A 15,104-nucleotide genomic window follows, 5' to 3' on the forward strand; every position below is an offset into this window, starting at 1 on the left:
CGTCCGCACCACTGCCCGGGACCACCTGGGCAGCGTCACCACCGGAGCATGATGATGACCCCGACCCTGACCCCGACGGCCACGATGGCCGAGGTCGAGCAGACCCTCAAGACCATCGACGACGTCTTCTACACCTACGTGCTCGCCGCCCTCCTCGTGGCCGTGGGCCTGTACCTCACCGTCCGCAGCCGAGGGGTCCAGTTCCGCCACTTCGGCACGATGCTGCGCTCCGTGGCCGTCTCCCGGTCAGGGGCGCAGGGAGGCATCTCCTCCTTCCAGGCCTTCGCCGTGGGCCTGGCGGCCCGGGTCGGCATCGGCAACGTCGCGGGCGTGGCCCTGGCCGTCGTGGCCGGCGGGCCCGGTGCCCTGTTCTGGATGTGGGTGGTCGCGGTCATCGGCATGGCGACCAGCTTCATCGAGTCGACCCTCGCCCAGCTGTTCAAGGAGCGCGGCCGCGACTTCACCTTCCGGGGCGGCCCTGCCTACTACATCAAGAACGGTCTCGGGTCGCGCACCTGGGGAGCGGTCTTCGCCGTCCTGTGCATCGCCAGCGTCGGGGTGACAGTCGTCATGGTGCAGACCAACGCCCTGGCCGGTGTCCTCAACGCCACCGTGCCCCAGGTCGCCCCCTGGATGGTGGGTGTCGCCCTCGTCCTGCTCACCGCACCCGTCGTCCTGGGCGGCCTGCGGTCGGTGGCGCGTGTCACCGAGTGGATGGCGCCGATCATGGCGCTCGTCTACGTCCTGGTCACCCTCGTCGTCATCGTCCTCAACCTCGGGCAGGTGCCCGAGGTCCTGTCCTCCGTGCTGCGCGGCGCCTTCGGCGTCGACGAGGCGCTGTTCGGCACGGCGGGCGGCGCGGTGGCCGCCGTGCTCAACGGCGTGCGCCGCGGCCTGTTCTCCAACGAGGCGGGCCTGGGCACCGTGCCCAACGCGGCAGGCACCGCCACGGTGTCCCACCCGGTGCGTCAGGGGCTCATCCAGGGCTTCGGGGTCTTCATCGACACGATCCTCGTGTGCACGGCCACGGGCATGCTCATCCTCCTGGCCACCGACACCTACCAGCCGGGTCGGGAGGACCTCGTCGGTGCGGTGCTCACCCAGCAGGCGGTGGTCGAGCACCTGGGGGCCTGGACCACCTGGCCCATGGTCGTGCTCATCTTCGTGCTCGTCTTCTCCACCGTGCTGGGCTGCTACTCCTACTCCCAGGTCAACGTCAACTACCTGGGCGGACAGCTGCGCGCCGAGCAGGCCTTCGGGGTCCTGCTCACCGCAGCCGCCTTCGCAGGCACCGTCCTGTCACTTCCGATCGTGTGGGCGCTGACCGACATCGCGCTGGGCCTGCTCGGCCTGCTCAACCTCGTCGTCATCGTCCGTCTGGCCCCCTGGGCCGTCGGCGCGCTGCGTGACTTCGACGCCCAGCTGCGAGCCGGCAAGGACCCCGTCTTCGTCGGGCACTCCAACCCCCATCTGCCCGGGGACGTGCTCGAGGGCATCTGGGAGGCGCCCTCCGGCCAGGACGCCACCGCTCCTGCCACCGAGGGGGGTCGGGCATGACCGCCGTCAACGAGGTCCTCAAGGCGGTGTCGGACTGGCTGTTCGGCTCGCTGCTCATCTGGCTGCTCCTCGGTGCCGGGCTGTGGTGCACCGTCAGGACGCGGGCCGTCCAGGTGCGCCACGCCGGCGCGGTCCTGAGCTCCGTCCTGGGCTCACGCAGGGGAGCAGGCGGCGGGGTCTCCTCCTTCCAGGCCTTCGCCATCGGCCTGGCCTGCCGGGTGGGCACCGGCAACATCGTCGGGGTCGCCCTGGCGCTCGTGCTGGGCGGACCGGGAGCGGTGTTCTGGATGTGGGTGGTGGCCCTGGTCGGCATGTCCACCGCCTTCGCCGAGGCGACACTGGGCCAGCTGTTCAAGGTGAGCCGGGGTGACGGCACCTTCAGGGGCGGCCCCGCCTACTACATCTCCCGGGGCCTGCGCGCCCCCGTCCTGGGCGCCGTCTTCGCCGTCGTCTTCATGCTCGCCAACGGGCTGGCCATGCCGATGGTCCAGGCCAACGCGATGACGGAGGCGCTCCAGGCCTCCGCCGACCTGACCCCGTGGCTGGGCGCGGCGCTCGTGGCCCTCCTCGTGGCACCCGTGCTCCTGGGCGGCCTGCGTTCGATCGCCCGGGTCACCGAGTGGATGGCCCCCATCATGGCGGGGGTCTACCTCCTGCTCGTGGCGGTCATCATCGTCCTCCACCCCGTCCAGGCCGTCGAGGCGCTGGAGGACATCGTCGCGGGCGCATTCGGCCTGCGGGCCGGGCTGGCCGGCGTGGCCGGGGGAGTGACCGCCGCCATGCTCAACGGCGTGCGCCGCGGCCTGTTCTCCAACGAGGCCGGTCTGGGGGGCGCCGCCTGCGCCGCCGGGTCGGCCACCGTCGCCCACCCGGTCCAGCAGGGCCTCATCCAGGCCTTCGGGGTCTTCCTCGACACGATCGGGGTGTGCACGGCGACGGCGCTGGCGATCCTCATCGCCGGCGCAGCCGACCCCGGGGTGTACACCGCGGGGGTGACAGGGGCCGAGGACCCCGACGTCGCAGGCACGCTCACCCAGACGGCCGTCACCTCGACCCTGGGGAGCTGGACGGCCTGGCCGATGACCGTGCTCATCCTCGTCCTGGCGTACTCCACGATCCTGGGCGCCTTCTCCTACGCCGAGGTCTGCCTCGACTACCTCACTCGCCGCCCGTGGGCGAACACCGCCCTGCGGGTCGCAGGTGTCGCCTGCACCCTCGTCGGCGGGGGCATGGCCCTGAGCACGGTGTGGACCCTGGCCGACATCATGCTGGGCGTCGGCGCGGTCCTCAACCTCATCGCCCTGGTCGCCCTCACCGGCTGGGTGCGTGGGGCGCTGGCGGACTGGGAGGAGCAGCGGGCCGCTCTCGCCGCGGGCGAGGGGGCGCCCGGACAGCCGCGTTTCGTGGCCGAGGGCAACCCGCACCTGCCCGGGGCTCTCGACCCGGACTCCTGGCCGGGACGCTGGACCCCGACACCGGGTCGGACCGACCCACGACACCACACTGAAACACAGCCGTCCTAGCCTGCTCGGCGCCGCGGCCTCAGCCCCTGACGGCTCTGACGGCTCTGACGGCCCTGACGGCCCTGACGGTTCTCCCTCCCTCACGCCCCACGACCACGGAGGTCCCATGCTCCCCACAGCGCTCACGGCGTCCACCGCGATGCCTGCTGCGATGCCCACTGCGATGATGCCCGCTGCGGGCTTCTTCGACGGGCCCGCCGCCTTCCTGGACACCGTCTCGGGCTACCTGTACGGACAGCTGCTCGCATGGCTGCTCATCGCCGCCGGGATCTGGTTCACCGTGCGCACCCGCGCGCTCCAGCTCCGCCTCTTCGGGGCGATGCTCTCGGCGATCACCGGCTCCCGCGGTCAGGCAGAGGGTGGCATCTCCTCCTTCCAGGCCTTCACGATCGGCCTGGCCTCGCGCGTGGGGACGGGCAACATCGTCGGTGTGGCCCTGGCCATCACCCTGGGCGGCCCGGGTGCGGTGTTCTGGATGTGGGTCGTGGCCCTGGTCGGCATGGCCACCGGCTTCATCGAGTCGACCCTGGCCCAGATGTACAAGATCCGCCACCCCGAGGGGACCTTCAGGGGCGGTCCCGCCTACTACATCACCCGAGGCCTGGGCTCGCGGCGCTGGGCCTGCGTCTTCGCCGTCGTCATCACCTTCGTCTTCGGCTTCGCCTACGAGGCCACCCAGGCCAACGCGATCGCAGGAGTGATGAAGGGCACCTTCGGCGTCGAGCCGTGGGTGACCGCCGTCGTCCTCGTCCTCATCACGGCCCCGGTCATCTTCTCGGGCATCACGGGGGTCGCCAAGGTCGCCGAGTGGATGGCGCCGGTCATGGCCGGGGTCTACGCCCTCATGGCGCTGGTCGTCCTCGCCCTCAACATCGACGCGATCCCCGGCGCCCTGTGGAGCATCATCGAGGGAGCCTTCGGCCTCAACGAGGCGGTGGCCGGCATCGCCGGGGGCGTGACGGCAGCGGCCCTCAACGGCATCAAGCGCGGCCTGTTCTCCAACGAGGCCGGTGAGGGATCGGTGCCCAACGCGGCGGCGACCGCAACCGTGGCCCACCCCGTCCAGCAGGGCCTCATCCAGTCCCTGGGCGTCTTCGTCGACACGATCATCGTGTGCACCGCCACCGCCCTCATCGTGCTGCTCTCCGGCGTCTACACCCCGGAGGGCACGATGGCCCTGGCCGAGGTCGACCCCCAGGCCGCCAAGGACGCCGCCTCGACCCTCACCTCGGAGTCCATCGGCCATGTCCTGGGCGGCTGGGCCGAGTACCTCATGGCCGCCGTCATCTTCGTCTTCGCCTACTCCTCCCTGCTGGGCAACTACACCTACGCCCAGGTCAACATGGACTTCCTGCGCGGGACAGGGCACAAGCACTACGGGCTGCGCACGATGATCGTCGTGGCCACGGTCGTGGGCTCGGTGGCCTCGCTCACCTTCGTGTGGAACCTGTCCGACGTCGTCATGGGGCTCATGGCGATCATCAACATCGTGGCCATCGTCCTGCTCGGCAGGTGGGCCTTCGGCGCGCTGGCCGACTGGGAGGACCAGCGCAGGCGCCTGGCCGCGGGGGAGATCGAGGAGATCCGCTTCGTGGCCGAGGACAACCCCCACCTGCCGGGCGACCTGCCCGGGGACGTGTGGAGCGCGCAGAACGCGGGCAGGCCCGTCGGCCAGGCTGCTGCCGACCAGCCGGCCGACCAGCCGGGTCCCGTCGAGCGCTGAGGGCCGCTGCGCGGCCGAGAGCCCGCGGGGCGTCGGCGTCGAGGAGGGCCGGCGAGATGGTGGTGGTCGGGCGGGCATGTCGCGCGGGACCTTGCGCTCGTCGGTGGGTGAGTCCGGGGCTTGTGCCATCAGCCCCGGCCTCGTGTCGCCTGGCCCGGCCTCGGGCGTCCTGGCCCGTGCCCCTACCCCTACCCCGTGGAATCAAACGTCTAGGCTGCTGCCATGAAGATCGCACGCTTCTCCGCCGGCGACGAGCTCCGCTACGGCATCGTCGAGGGCCTGGACCCTGAGGACCCCAGTCCCTCGGGGGAGTCGGCCGGCCACCTCATCGTCCTCAAGGGCGACCCTCTCTACACCCTGCCCGAGGCGACCGGGCAGGTGGTGCCCCTGAGCGAGGCGCGCCTCGTCTCGCCGGTCATCCCGCGCTCCAAGGTGGTGGGGATCGGGAAGAACTACGCCGCTCACGCCGCCGAGATGGGCTCCGAGCCACCCGCGGAACCGGTCGTGTTCCTCAAGCCCAACACCGCCGTCATCGGTCCCGACGCTCCCATCGTCCTGCCGGAGTGGTCAGACGAGGTCCACTACGAGGCCGAGCTCGCCGTCGTCATCCGCACCGTGGCCAAGGACATCGACCCGGCCGACGCCCACCGGGTCGTCCTGGGGTACACGGTGGCCAACGACGTGACCGCCCGCGACCGCCAGCGCCAGGACACCACATGGACGCGGGCCAAGTCCTTTGACACCTCCTGTCCGCTGGGTCCGTGGATCGAGGTGCCCGACCCCGGGACGGAGGCGGGCTTCGACCCCGCCGCGGCCACGATCCGCACCCGCGTGGACGGGCTGGTCGTCCAGGAGGGCAGCACCCGCGACCTCATCCACACCGTGCCCGAGCTCATCGCCTTCGTCTCGCGCCTCTTCACCCTCCTTCCCGGCGACGTCGTGCTCACCGGCACCCCCGCGGGAGTCGGGGAGATCCGCGCCGGACAGCGCGTCGAGGTCAGCGTCGAGGGCATCGGCTCCATGTCCAACCCCGTCCTACGCCGCTGACCCGTCCGGCGGACCTCCCGGCGGGGCGGCCTGCGGTCCTCAGCCCAGGGAGGCGACGGCCTGAAGGAGGCGGGAGACGGTCTGCTCCTCCAGCGCCCGCCCTGTGGCGAGGTTGAGCCGGCAGAAGGACTCGTAGCCCGCTCCGAAGGCGCGTCCCGCGTTCATGGCCACCCCCGGCTCACGACGGAAGAAGGCGGCGGGGCTCAGCCCCTCGGGCAGCGCCAGCCCCGAGCAGTCGAGCCACGCCAGGTACGTGCCCTGGGGGACGGTGACCTCCACGCCCTCAACCGGTGCCAGCGCCCGGGCCACGAGCTCAGCATTGGCCCGCACGTAGTCCCGCACGAGCGAGTTCCACGCCAGCCCCTCGGCACTGAGCGCAGCCACCACGGCCCGGGCCCCGAGCGCCGAGGCCTGGTCGTCCAGCCCGGCCGACAGCGGGCTGGCCTGCCAGGCCCTGCGGCCCGGTCCCGAGGCGATGAGCTGGGCGCACTTGAGGCCCGGGACGTTCCAGCCCTTGGACACGGCGGTCGCGGTGAAGGTGAGAGCAGGATCGGCTCCCGGGCGCGAGGCGTAGGGCGTGTGGACGGCACCGGGCTCGATGACGAGGGAGGAGTGGATCTCGTCGGACAGGACGACCACCCCGTAGCGGGCGGACAGCGCCGCCACGGCGTCGAGCTCGGCGGGGGACAGCACCCGGCCGACCGGGTTCCACGGGTTGCACAGCACGAGCAGGCCGGCCCCCTGCGCCATCGCCGCCTCGATCGCCTCGAGGTCCAGGCCCCAGGAGGACCGGCCCTGGCCGCGCAGGGCAGGCACCTCGATGCAGCGGCGCCCGTGCGCGCCGGGGATCGACAGGAACGGCATGTAGGCGGGTGTGGGGACGATGACCGCCGATCCGGGCCGGGTGTGGTGGTCGATGAGCGCCGCCAGGGCCGAGAGCACGTCGGGCAGGAGGCTCACGTCCTCCACGGGGACGGACCAGCCGAACGCCTCCTCGTGGAAGCGTGCGACCGCCGTGCGCGCCGACAGGGCGAGCCCGGCGGGCATGTAGCCCAGGGCGGCGTCCTGGACGGCCCCCTCCAGGGCCTGCCTGACGGCCGGGGCCGTGCCCAGGTCCATCTCAGCCACCCAGGCGGCGATGACGTCACCGGGGTACTGCGACCACTTCAAGGACCCGCGGCTGCGGAGCACCGCAGGGGTGAGGGCGTCGAAGTCGACGAGCGTGCTGGCGGCGTCAAAGGTCCCGGTCATGGGCCGAGTCTAGGCCCCCCGCCGGGGCGGGGGGCGAGGCGGCTCGTCCCCCGCCCGAGACCGGGACGCTCAGGCGTCCATGTCGGGCTCACCGGGGTTGGTGACCGTCGTGTCCTCCATCAAGGTGGCCAGGTCGGTGTCCGAGTAGGCGTCGGTCGGGCACACGTAGCTCACCCTCATCTCGACCGGCGTCGAGGTGCCGGTGAACACCCGCACCCACTCGACGCCGGTGAACGGGGTGCCGTCCCCGCCGACGTAGCTGAAGTCCATCCGGATGGACTCCAGGCGCACGCCGCCGACGTCGCGGATCGTGTCGACGTCGTCACTGGTCTCGTAGGTCAGGCCCGAGCTGCCGGCGTTCTCCCAGGCAGCCATGGCCGGCTCGACCATCGAGGTCGTGGCCTCCCGGTCGTTCGTCCCGCCACCGGAGTAGTAGTTCTGGTGGGTGGTGAAGGAGCAGCCCTCGTCGTTATCGAGCTGGTTGACGCCGTCGGTGTCCCAGGTCGTCAGGTACCAGCCCTCGGCCATCACCGGGAAGGTCCAGACGGGGACCAGCGAGTCGTCCTGCCCGTCGGTGCTCGGGTCCTGGGAGGTCTCGGTGGGCTGGGTCGGGTCCTGCTCAGGCGGAGTCGTCCCGCTGTCCTGCGGGGCCTGCGCGGTCGTGCTCGAGCCGGAGGGCCCGGACACCGGAACCTGCTCACCGCAGGCGGCGAGGCCGCCCGCGGTGAGCACCGTGCCGAGCACGAGCGCGACGCTCCTGCGCGCCAGCCCGACGCCGCTCGCCCTGGCGGGGGCCGTTGACCGTGGCTGTGCCGTCATCTGCGAGAAGGGTGTCATCGTCGTTGTTCCTGTCGTTCGTGTCGGGACCGGGGCGGTCGAGAGCGGTCGAGGGTGGTCGATGTCGTGTGCCCAGGGGGCCAGGAGGAGCGGACCGGTGTGTGTCGGGTGTGCCGTCGGCGAGCTGCCGGCGCCTCGTCACCCGGTCTCACTCATCCATGTCCAGGGGATCAGGGTTGCCGATGGCGATGTCCTCGAGGAGGGTGTCGAGCGCGGCGCCGTCGTAGGCGTCGGTCGGGCAGAAGTAGGACAGCTGGAGGATCACGGGTACGTCGATCTGGGTGAAGGCCCGGAACCAGCGCACGCCGGTGTAGCTGACTCCGTCGGTGCCGGTGTAGCTGACCTCCATGCGGACCAGCTCGACGTGCTCGGAGGTGCCCTCGGCTCGCACGGAGGTGGAGTCGTCACTCGTCGTGTACGTGATGTCGGTGAATCCCGCGCGCTCGTAGGTGTCCACGGCCGCCTCCGGCCAGGCATCGGACTCCTCGCGGTCACTGGCGTCGGTGTCGAGGAGGTTCTGCTGGGAGGTGATCTGGCAGCCGTCGTCGCGCTGGAGCTGGTTGACCCCCTCGTCCTCCCAGGCAGTGACCTCCCACCCCTGCGCCGAGGACGGCAGCACCCACCAGGCGGCGCCCTCGCCCTCGGCGATCCAGGTCGGGTCGCTGCTGGCCTGGCCGTCGTCCTCAGGGGAGGCGCTCGGCTCCTGGGTCACCGAGGACGAGGGCTCGGGGGCGGTGGTGACCGGCGTCTGCTCGCCGCAGGCGGCCAGGGCGGGGAGCCCGAGGGTCAGGGCCGTCAGCGCCCCGAGACGGCGCAGCCGGGTGGAACGGAAGGGGGAGGTGGACAGGGACGATCCCATGACGGACTCCGATCTCGGGAACAGCGGACCATGAGGACCTCTGACATCACTGTCAGCGGTGCTGCGAGAACGGTAACCGGTCCCTGCCTCGACCAACCATGGGGAGGACCCCCCAGGACCCGGCCTGCGCGGGGGAACCGGCCCGCAGCGCAGGGGGCACCTCCCAGGAGCCGATCATCTAGGCTGGGCGCATCATGACTGAGACCTCCTCGACCGCCTCGACCGTGCCGGCCCCCGGGACCACCCCGCCCGCCGTTCCTCCCCAGGGATCGAGCCCCGTCCGCGTACGCTTCTGCCCCTCGCCCACCGGTGCCCCGCACGTGGGCCTCGTGCGCACCTGCCTGTTCAACTGGGCCTACGCCCGCCACACCGGCGGGACCTTCGTGTTCCGGATCGAGGACACCGACGCCGCCCGGGACTCCGAGGACTCCCTGCACGCCATCGTCGACTCCCTGGCCTGGCTCGGCCTCGACTGGGACGAGGGCCTGGACAAGGGCGGCCCCCACGAGCCCTACCGGCAGTCCCAGCGCATGGAGCTCTACCGGCAGGTCGCTGACGAGCTCCTCGAGGCCGGCTACCTCTACGAGTCCTACTCCACCCCCGAGGAGATCGAGGAGCGGCACCGCGCCCAGGGGCGGGACCCCAAGCTCGGCTACGACGGCTTCGACCGGGAGCTCACCGAGGAGCAGAGGGCGGCCTACCGTGCCCAGGGGCGCCTCCCGGTGCTGCGCATGCGGATGCCCGAGGAGGACATCACCTTCACCGACCTCGTGCGCGGCCCCATCACCTTCAAGGCCGGGTCCGTGCCTGACTACGTCGTCGTGAGGGCCGGCGGGCAGCCCCTGTACACGCTGGTCAACCCCGTCGACGACGCCGCCATGGGCATCACCCACGTCCTGCGCGGCGAGGACCTTCTGTCCTCCACCCCTCGCCAGATCGTCCTGTACCGGGCGCTCGCGGCGATCGGGCGGGCCCAGGCCGTGCCCGAGTTCGGTCACCTCCCCTACGTCATGGGTGAGGGCAACCGGAAGCTGTCCAAGCGCGACCCGCAGTCCAACCTCCTCATCCACCGTCGTCGCGGCATGGTCCCCGAGGGGCTGCTCAACTACCTGGCGCTGCTCGGCTGGTCCCTGGCCAAGGACCGGGACGTGTTCACGGTCGAGGAGATGGTCACTGCCTTCGACGTCCACGACGTCAACCCCAACCCTGCCCGCTTCGACCCCAAGAAGTGCGAGGCGATCAACGCCGAGCACATCCGCAGGCTCGAGCCGACCGACTTCCGTGACCGGCTCGTGCCCTACCTCGCTGACTCCTACCCCGACCCCACCGACCCCGGCTGGGAGCCCGACCCGCTCGTGTCGGCCGGCGACTTCGCCTCCCTGACCGAGCGTGAGCAGACGATCCTCACCGCCGCGGCGCCGCTCATCCAGACCCGTGTCCAGCTCCTGGGCGAGGCGCGCCAGATGCTCGGGTTCCTCCTCGTGACCGAGGACGCCTTCGCGGTCGATGAGACGGCCGCGGCCAAGCTGAGGGACTCCGCCCCCGCAGTCCTCGACGCGGCGATCAGCGCCCTGGAGGCGCTGCCCGACACCGAGTGGGACGCCGCGGCGCTCGAGGAGGCCCTGCGTGCCGCCATCGTCGAGGGCCTGGGGATGAAGCCGCGCCTCGCCTTCGGGCCGGTGCGCGTGGCGGTGACCGGACGCCAGGTGTCCCCTCCGCTGTTCGAGTCCATGGAGATCCTGGGGCGAGGCACCTGCCTGGAGCGCCTGCGCGCCCTGCGCAGCCGCCTGGCCTGAGCGGCCTCGACCTCGGCCCCTGTGGACCCCCGCAGGCCCCTGTATCGGTCTTGATCCTCGGCCCCGGTGGGGTGACGGCGCTGTCGTCCGCCGCCCCACCGGGGCGCGCTCGTGACCGGGACCAGACCGGGACCAGACCGGGACCAGACCGGGACCGGCGGGGCCTGGACCCCTACTGGACCATCTTGCCGGCCGTCAGCCCCTCGATGCGGATGCCCCTGAGGATGGTCTGCCACTGGTCGGGGGTGATGTTGCTCCCGACCTTGCACATCGCCATGACCGAGAACTCCAGCCCGGCTGCGCCCACGGCACGGGCGAACTTGTAGCCCTCGACCATCTCGGTCGTGCCGTCGTCGTAGGTGAAGACGCCGCTCCACGTGATGGAGTAGCCCTCCATCGTGCCTCCGTCGTCGCGCACGAGGTCGAGCGTCTCGCGGCTCCACTCCGTGTACTCGGAGATGGTGGACTCGTTGACGGGGACGAGGGAGGCGCTCATCGTGTCGTCGTCGAGCTGGATGCGGTAGATGGCCTCGGAGATGTCGCGGGTCTCATAGCCGATGCAGGTGCCCGAGTGGGTGCGGTACCCCTCGATGTTGCCGTGCTCCGTCACGGCGTCGGAGTTGACCACGGAGTCGTCCTGGTACCACACCGAGTAGTCCTCGTTGTAGAACTTGAGGGACGGGGGAGTCCAGGCGGGGCGTGGCGAGAACGACGGCGGTGCGCCCGTGCGCGTGGCGAGCCCCGAGGCCCTGGTGGGGGAGGCGGTCGGGACCGGGTCCATGGTCGGGGCCGCGGTCCGTGTCGCCAGCCCCGCGCGTCCTGTGGTGGTCGGGTCCGAGGCCGCGGAGTCGGAGCCTGTCGAGTCCGAGCACGCCGCCAGGGCGAGGGCGGTGGTCAGGCACAGCCCGGCGGCCAGGGTACGTGCGGTGCGACGTCGAGCCCGCGGTACGGGCCTGTGCGGTGGCGGGGGAGTCATCGTTGCCTCCAGAGGTTCGGCGCGTGTCCAGTTCTGGTCGCTGGTTGATCGCTGGGTGATCGCTCAGGGAGCCAATGGAAGTCTACTGTGCGCGATAGTCTGCCGAGGGCGGTGCGGGCCGGCAGCCCGTGCCGGTCAGGACCCGGCGGCCGGACCGCCCGCCCCGGGCGCCTCCGGCCTGACAGGGAGCACAGGGCGACTGTGGCTGCACTCACGTGTACCGGAGTTGGCAGCCCGGAGGGCCGCGTGTAGATTGTCTCCCGCTGCCCCGGGCGCCAGCCGCTCGGAGCCGCCATGCATATTGGGGTATGGTGTAATTGGCAACACAGGTGATTCTGGTTCATCCATTCTAGGTTCGAGTCCTGGTACCCCAGCGAGGAGCATTCGAGAGCGAGTCCTGTACGGTCCGCCCCGTCGCCCTTCACCACAACTGGATCACTCGCCCCGTTCGTCTAGCGGCCCAGGACACCGCCCTCTCACGGCGGCAGCACCGGTTCAAATCCGGTACGGGGTACGAACCAGAACCTGCACAGGCCCTGGATCACGGGCCCCGTTCGTCTAGCGGCCCAGGACACCGCCCTCTCACGGCGGCAGCACCGGTTCAAATCCGGTACGGGGTACGAACCAGGACCTGCACAGATCCTGGATCACGGGCCCCGTTCGTCTAGCGGCCCAGGACACCGCCCTCTCACGGCGGCAGCACCGGTTCAAATCCGGTACGGGGTACCACGAGGCGTCACGGGCCCGGTCGACAGACCGGGCCTGCGCCGTGCCGGACCTCCTGCGTCATCCCCGCGAGCGACGGCCCGCCCCATGACCCGCGATGACCCGCGCGCCGTGGCGCCTCGCACGGATCGCGCGGACTCGACGACACCGGCTGGGTAGGATACTGACGTGACAAACTTCCCCGTGCTCAAGGCTCCCGGACCGATCCCCGACGGCGCGATGCGCATCGTCCCGCTGGGCGGCCTGGGCGAGGTCGGTCGCAACATGACCGTCTACGAGGTCGACGGCAAGCTGCTCATCATCGACTGCGGCGTCCTGTTCCCCGAGGAGGACCAGCCCGGCGTCGACCTCATCCTCCCGGACTTCAGCTACATCGAGGACCGCCTCGACGACGTCGTCGCCATGGTCCTGACCCACGGCCACGAGGACCACATCGGCGGGGTGCCCTACCTGCTGCGCCTGCGCCCCGACATCCCTCTGGTCGGCTCCGAGCTCACCCTGGCCTTCGTCGACGCCAAGCTCAAGGAGCACAGGATCCGTCCGGTCCTGCGTGTCGTCTCCGAGCACGAGGAGGTCGCCTACGGCCCCTTCGACCTGGAGTTCGTCGCGGTCAACCACTCCATCCCCGACGCGATGGCGGTCTTCGTGCGCACCGAGGTGGGCAACGTCCTGGCCACCGGCGACTTCAAGATGGACTCCCTGCCCATTGACGGCAGGATCACCGACCTGCGCTCCTTCGCCCGCTTCGGTGAGGAGGGGGTCGACCTGTTCTGCGTCGACTCCACCAACGCCGAGGTCCCCGGGATGGTGGGGCACGAGAACGAGATCGGGCAGGTTCTCGACACCGTCTTCGCCGAGTCCGACCAGCAGATCATCGTCGCCTCCTTCGCCAGCCACGTCCACCGCGTCCAGCAGGTCCTCGACGCCGCCTCCTACCACGGCAGGCGGGTGGCGCTCATCGGCCGGTCGATGGTCCGCAACATGGGCATCGCCGCCGAGCGCGGCTACCTCAAGGTGCCTGACGGCGTGCTCGTCGACGCCCGCGACGTCACGTCCCTTCCCGCCGACGAGCGCGTCCTCATGGTCACCGGCTCCCAGGGCGAGCCGATGGCGGCACTGTCCCGGATGGCGCACGGGGAGCACCGATCGGTGACCGTCGAGCCGGGGGACACCGTCATCTTCGCCTCCTCGCTCATCCCCGGCAACGAGAACTCCGTGTTCCGCGTCATCAACCAGCTCATGCGCCTGGGCGCGCGCGTGGTCCACCAGGGCAACGCCAAGGTCCACGTCTCGGGGCACGCCTCCTCCGAGGAGCTCCTCCACGTCTACAACATCGTCCAGCCCTCCAACGTCATGCCCATCCACGGCGAGATCCGCCACCTCGTGGCCAACGGCGCACTGGCGGTCAAGACCGGCATCGACCCCACGCGCGTCGTGCTGTGCGAGGACGGCGTCGTCGTCGACCTCCTCGACGGCAGGGCCTCCATCGCCGGCTCGGTCCCCTGCGGCTACGTCTACGTCGACGGCTCCTCGGTCGGGGAGATCGACGAGGCCGAGCTCAAGGACCGACGCATCCTGGCTGAGGAGGGCTTCGTGTCCATCTACGCGGTGGTGGAGACCAAGACCGGGACCATCCTGGCCGGCCCGGACATCCAGGCCCGGGGCGTGGCGGAGGACGACTCGGTCTTCGACGAGATCCTGCCCGAGGTGACCACCGCCCTGTCCGAGGCGATGTCCACCGGCAAGGCCGACGCCCACTCCCTCCAGCAGGTCATGCGCCGCACGGTGGGCAGGTGGATCGGACGACGGCTGCGGCGCCGCCCGATGATCGTGCCCGTGGTCATCGAGGCCTGAGGTCGCGGCGGGTCCGGTCATGCGCAGACCAGCGTGCTTCATCTCCACCGGCTCGGTCCTCATCGACCTGCCTCTGCACGTCAGCCACGTCCCGCCCTCGGGCGGGGCCGTGACGGCCACCTCCACCGGCCCCGCCGTCGGAGGAGGGTTCACGGTCGTGTCGGCCGTCGCCCGCCAGGGCCTGCCGGCCGCGCTGGCCGCCACCCTGGGAACCGGCCCCAACTCGGCGCTCGTGCGCGCCGCGATGATGCACGACGGCGTCGAGCTGCTCGTCGAGGAGCTCGTCGGAGACATCGGTACGTGCACCACGCTCATCGAGGCCGGAGGCCGACGCACCTTCATCACGACCGAGGGCGTCGAGGCCGAGCCCCAGAAGGAGGACCTCGACCGCCTCGAGCTCCAGGAGGGGGACTGGGTCTACGCCACCGGCTACGACCTCGTCCACCCGACCAGCTCAGCGGTGCTCCTGTCCTGGCTCCTCGACCTGCCCGAGGGCGTGGGCCTCGTCATCGACCTGGGGCCCGTCGAGCCCGACCTGCCTGACGAGGTCCTCATGCCCCTGCTCGGGCGCACGACGCTGCTGACCGGCAACCACCTCGAGATGACGCGGCTCGTGGCGCGCCTGGGCAGTCCCTCCGCCTTGCGCGCGGCCTGCCCGCGAGCGCTCATCGTGCGCCGCACGGGTGTCCACGGCTGCGAGCTGTGGCCTGTGGGCTCCGAGCGGATCGAGGTCCCCGGCTTCGCCCGTGAGGTCGTCGACACCACGGGTGCGGGGGACACCCACACCGGCGTCCTCGTCTCGGGGCTCATGGACGGGCTCGACGTCGTCGCGGCCGCCAGGCGGGCCAACGCCGCCGCAGGCGAGGCCGTGGCCAGGATCGGTCCGGCCCGCTCACCCCGGCGCGACGAGATCGACGCCCTCATCGCCCGTCAGGGCTCGCCCGCCCCGTGACGA

Annotated in this window: 11 protein-coding genes and 4 tRNA genes; 11 read left to right on the forward strand and 4 right to left on the reverse strand. The window is 71.2% G+C overall.

All coding sequences use genetic code 11. The annotated features are described in order from the left end of the window. Window positions 1–51 precede the first annotated feature (51 nt). The 4 genes from EL245_RS00175 to EL245_RS00190 all read left to right on the forward strand — a co-directional run bounded on the left by EL245_RS00175 (window position 52) and on the right by EL245_RS00190 (window position 5,850). Window positions 52–1,557 carry an alanine/glycine:cation symporter family protein gene (locus EL245_RS00175; RefSeq protein WP_408608408.1) on the forward strand — a complete coding sequence of 502 codons (1,506 nt, stop codon included), beginning with the start codon at window positions 52–54 and terminating at the stop codon, window positions 1,555–1,557. Further along, the gene (locus EL245_RS00180) at window positions 1,554–3,080 is read left to right on the forward strand and encodes an alanine/glycine:cation symporter family protein (RefSeq protein WP_126381027.1); all 1,527 of its coding nucleotides are present in this window, start codon (window positions 1,554–1,556) and stop codon (window positions 3,078–3,080) included. Before EL245_RS00175 ends, EL245_RS00180 begins: the two co-directional genes overlap by 4 nt. 139 nt (window positions 3,081–3,219) lie before the next feature. Further along, entirely contained in the window at window positions 3,220–4,803 is a 1,584-nt protein-coding gene (locus EL245_RS00185) for an alanine/glycine:cation symporter family protein (RefSeq protein ID WP_126383805.1), read from the forward strand. A gap of 222 nt (window positions 4,804–5,025) precedes the next feature. Beyond that, window positions 5,026–5,850 carry a fumarylacetoacetate hydrolase family protein gene (locus tag EL245_RS00190; protein WP_126381029.1) on the forward strand — a complete coding sequence of 275 codons (825 nt, stop codon included), beginning with the start codon at window positions 5,026–5,028 and terminating at the stop codon, window positions 5,848–5,850. Window positions 5,851–5,889: 39 nt separating this feature from the next. Here EL245_RS00190 and EL245_RS00195 read toward each other — a convergent pair whose 3' ends face one another. The 3 genes from EL245_RS00195 to EL245_RS00205 form a co-directional block, all read right to left on the reverse strand. Beyond that, the gene (locus EL245_RS00195) at window positions 5,890–7,101 is read right to left on the reverse strand and encodes a MalY/PatB family protein (RefSeq protein ID WP_126381031.1); all 1,212 of its coding nucleotides are present in this window, start codon (window positions 7,099–7,101) and stop codon (window positions 5,890–5,892) included. A gap of 69 nt (window positions 7,102–7,170) precedes the next feature. Next, the gene (locus EL245_RS00200) at window positions 7,171–7,938 is read right to left on the reverse strand and encodes a hypothetical protein (protein ID WP_126381033.1); all 768 of its coding nucleotides are present in this window, start codon (window positions 7,936–7,938) and stop codon (window positions 7,171–7,173) included. A gap of 148 nt (window positions 7,939–8,086) precedes the next feature. Continuing rightward, a complete protein-coding gene (locus tag EL245_RS00205; protein WP_126381035.1) occupies window positions 8,087–8,797 on the reverse strand; it encodes a hypothetical protein in 711 nt (236 codons plus the stop codon). A 194-nt stretch (window positions 8,798–8,991) separates the two neighbouring features. On the opposite strand from EL245_RS00205, the gene gltX reads away from it, so the two are divergent. Continuing rightward, window positions 8,992–10,593 (forward strand): glutamate--tRNA ligase, encoded by a 1,602-nt coding sequence (gene gltX / locus EL245_RS00210; RefSeq protein WP_126381037.1) that lies wholly within the window; start codon window positions 8,992–8,994, stop codon window positions 10,591–10,593. A gap of 172 nt (window positions 10,594–10,765) precedes the next feature. Here the strand turns inward: gltX and EL245_RS00215 are convergent, their stop codons facing one another. Continuing rightward, entirely contained in the window at window positions 10,766–11,569 is an 804-nt protein-coding gene (locus EL245_RS00215; protein ID WP_126381039.1) for a hypothetical protein, read from the reverse strand. Window positions 11,570–11,871: 302 nt separating this feature from the next. Here EL245_RS00215 and EL245_RS00220 point away from each other — a divergent pair. From EL245_RS00220 to EL245_RS00245, 6 genes are all read left to right on the forward strand, one after another. Then, window positions 11,872–11,943: transfer RNA gene (locus tag EL245_RS00220), tRNA-Gln, on the forward strand. Between the two features lie 67 nt (window positions 11,944–12,010). Beyond that, a tRNA-Glu gene (locus EL245_RS00225) sits at window positions 12,011–12,083 on the forward strand. A gap of 33 nt (window positions 12,084–12,116) precedes the next feature. Further along, window positions 12,117–12,189, forward strand: a tRNA-Glu gene (locus tag EL245_RS00230). 33 nt (window positions 12,190–12,222) lie between these two features. Beyond that, window positions 12,223–12,298, forward strand: a tRNA-Glu gene (locus EL245_RS00235). Between the two features lie 216 nt (window positions 12,299–12,514). Continuing rightward, window positions 12,515–14,149 carry a ribonuclease J gene (locus EL245_RS00240; RefSeq protein ID WP_126383807.1) on the forward strand — a complete coding sequence of 545 codons (1,635 nt, stop codon included), beginning with the start codon at window positions 12,515–12,517 and terminating at the stop codon, window positions 14,147–14,149. A 19-nt stretch (window positions 14,150–14,168) separates the two neighbouring features. Then, entirely contained in the window at window positions 14,169–15,101 is a 933-nt protein-coding gene (locus EL245_RS00245; RefSeq protein ID WP_126381040.1) for a PfkB family carbohydrate kinase, read from the forward strand. The last annotated feature ends 3 nt before the right edge of the window (window positions 15,102–15,104 follow it).

Origin of the sequence: Actinomyces howellii (genome assembly GCF_900637165.1) — a bacterium.
Classification (GTDB): domain Bacteria; phylum Actinomycetota; class Actinomycetes; order Actinomycetales; family Actinomycetaceae; genus Actinomyces; species Actinomyces howellii.

Excerpts from the sequence above, each read along its gene's own strand:
- EL245_RS00175 (WP_408608408.1), top strand. The coding sequence starts at position 52 with ATGATGACCCCGACCCTGACCCCGACGGCCACGATGGCCGAGGTCGAG.
- EL245_RS00180 (WP_126381027.1), top strand. The coding sequence starts at position 1,554 with ATGACCGCCGTCAACGAGGTCCTCAAGGCGGTGTCGGACTGGCTGTTC.
- EL245_RS00185 (WP_126383805.1), top strand. The coding sequence starts at position 3,220 with ATGCCTGCTGCGATGCCCACTGCGATGATGCCCGCTGCGGGCTTCTTC.
- EL245_RS00190 (WP_126381029.1), top strand. The coding sequence starts at position 5,026 with ATGAAGATCGCACGCTTCTCCGCCGGCGACGAGCTCCGCTACGGCATC.
- EL245_RS00195 (WP_126381031.1), bottom strand. The coding sequence starts at position 7,101 with ATGACCGGGACCTTTGACGCCGCCAGCACGCTCGTCGACTTCGACGCC.
- EL245_RS00200 (WP_126381033.1), bottom strand. The coding sequence starts at position 7,938 with ATGACACCCTTCTCGCAGATGACGGCACAGCCACGGTCAACGGCCCCC.
- EL245_RS00205 (WP_126381035.1), bottom strand. The coding sequence starts at position 8,797 with ATGGGATCGTCCCTGTCCACCTCCCCCTTCCGTTCCACCCGGCTGCGC.
- gltX (WP_126381037.1), top strand. The coding sequence starts at position 8,992 with ATGACTGAGACCTCCTCGACCGCCTCGACCGTGCCGGCCCCCGGGACC.
- EL245_RS00215 (WP_126381039.1), bottom strand. The coding sequence starts at position 11,569 with ATGACTCCCCCGCCACCGCACAGGCCCGTACCGCGGGCTCGACGTCGC.
- EL245_RS00240 (WP_126383807.1), top strand. The coding sequence starts at position 12,515 with ATGCGCATCGTCCCGCTGGGCGGCCTGGGCGAGGTCGGTCGCAACATG.
- EL245_RS00245 (WP_126381040.1), top strand. The coding sequence starts at position 14,169 with ATGCGCAGACCAGCGTGCTTCATCTCCACCGGCTCGGTCCTCATCGAC.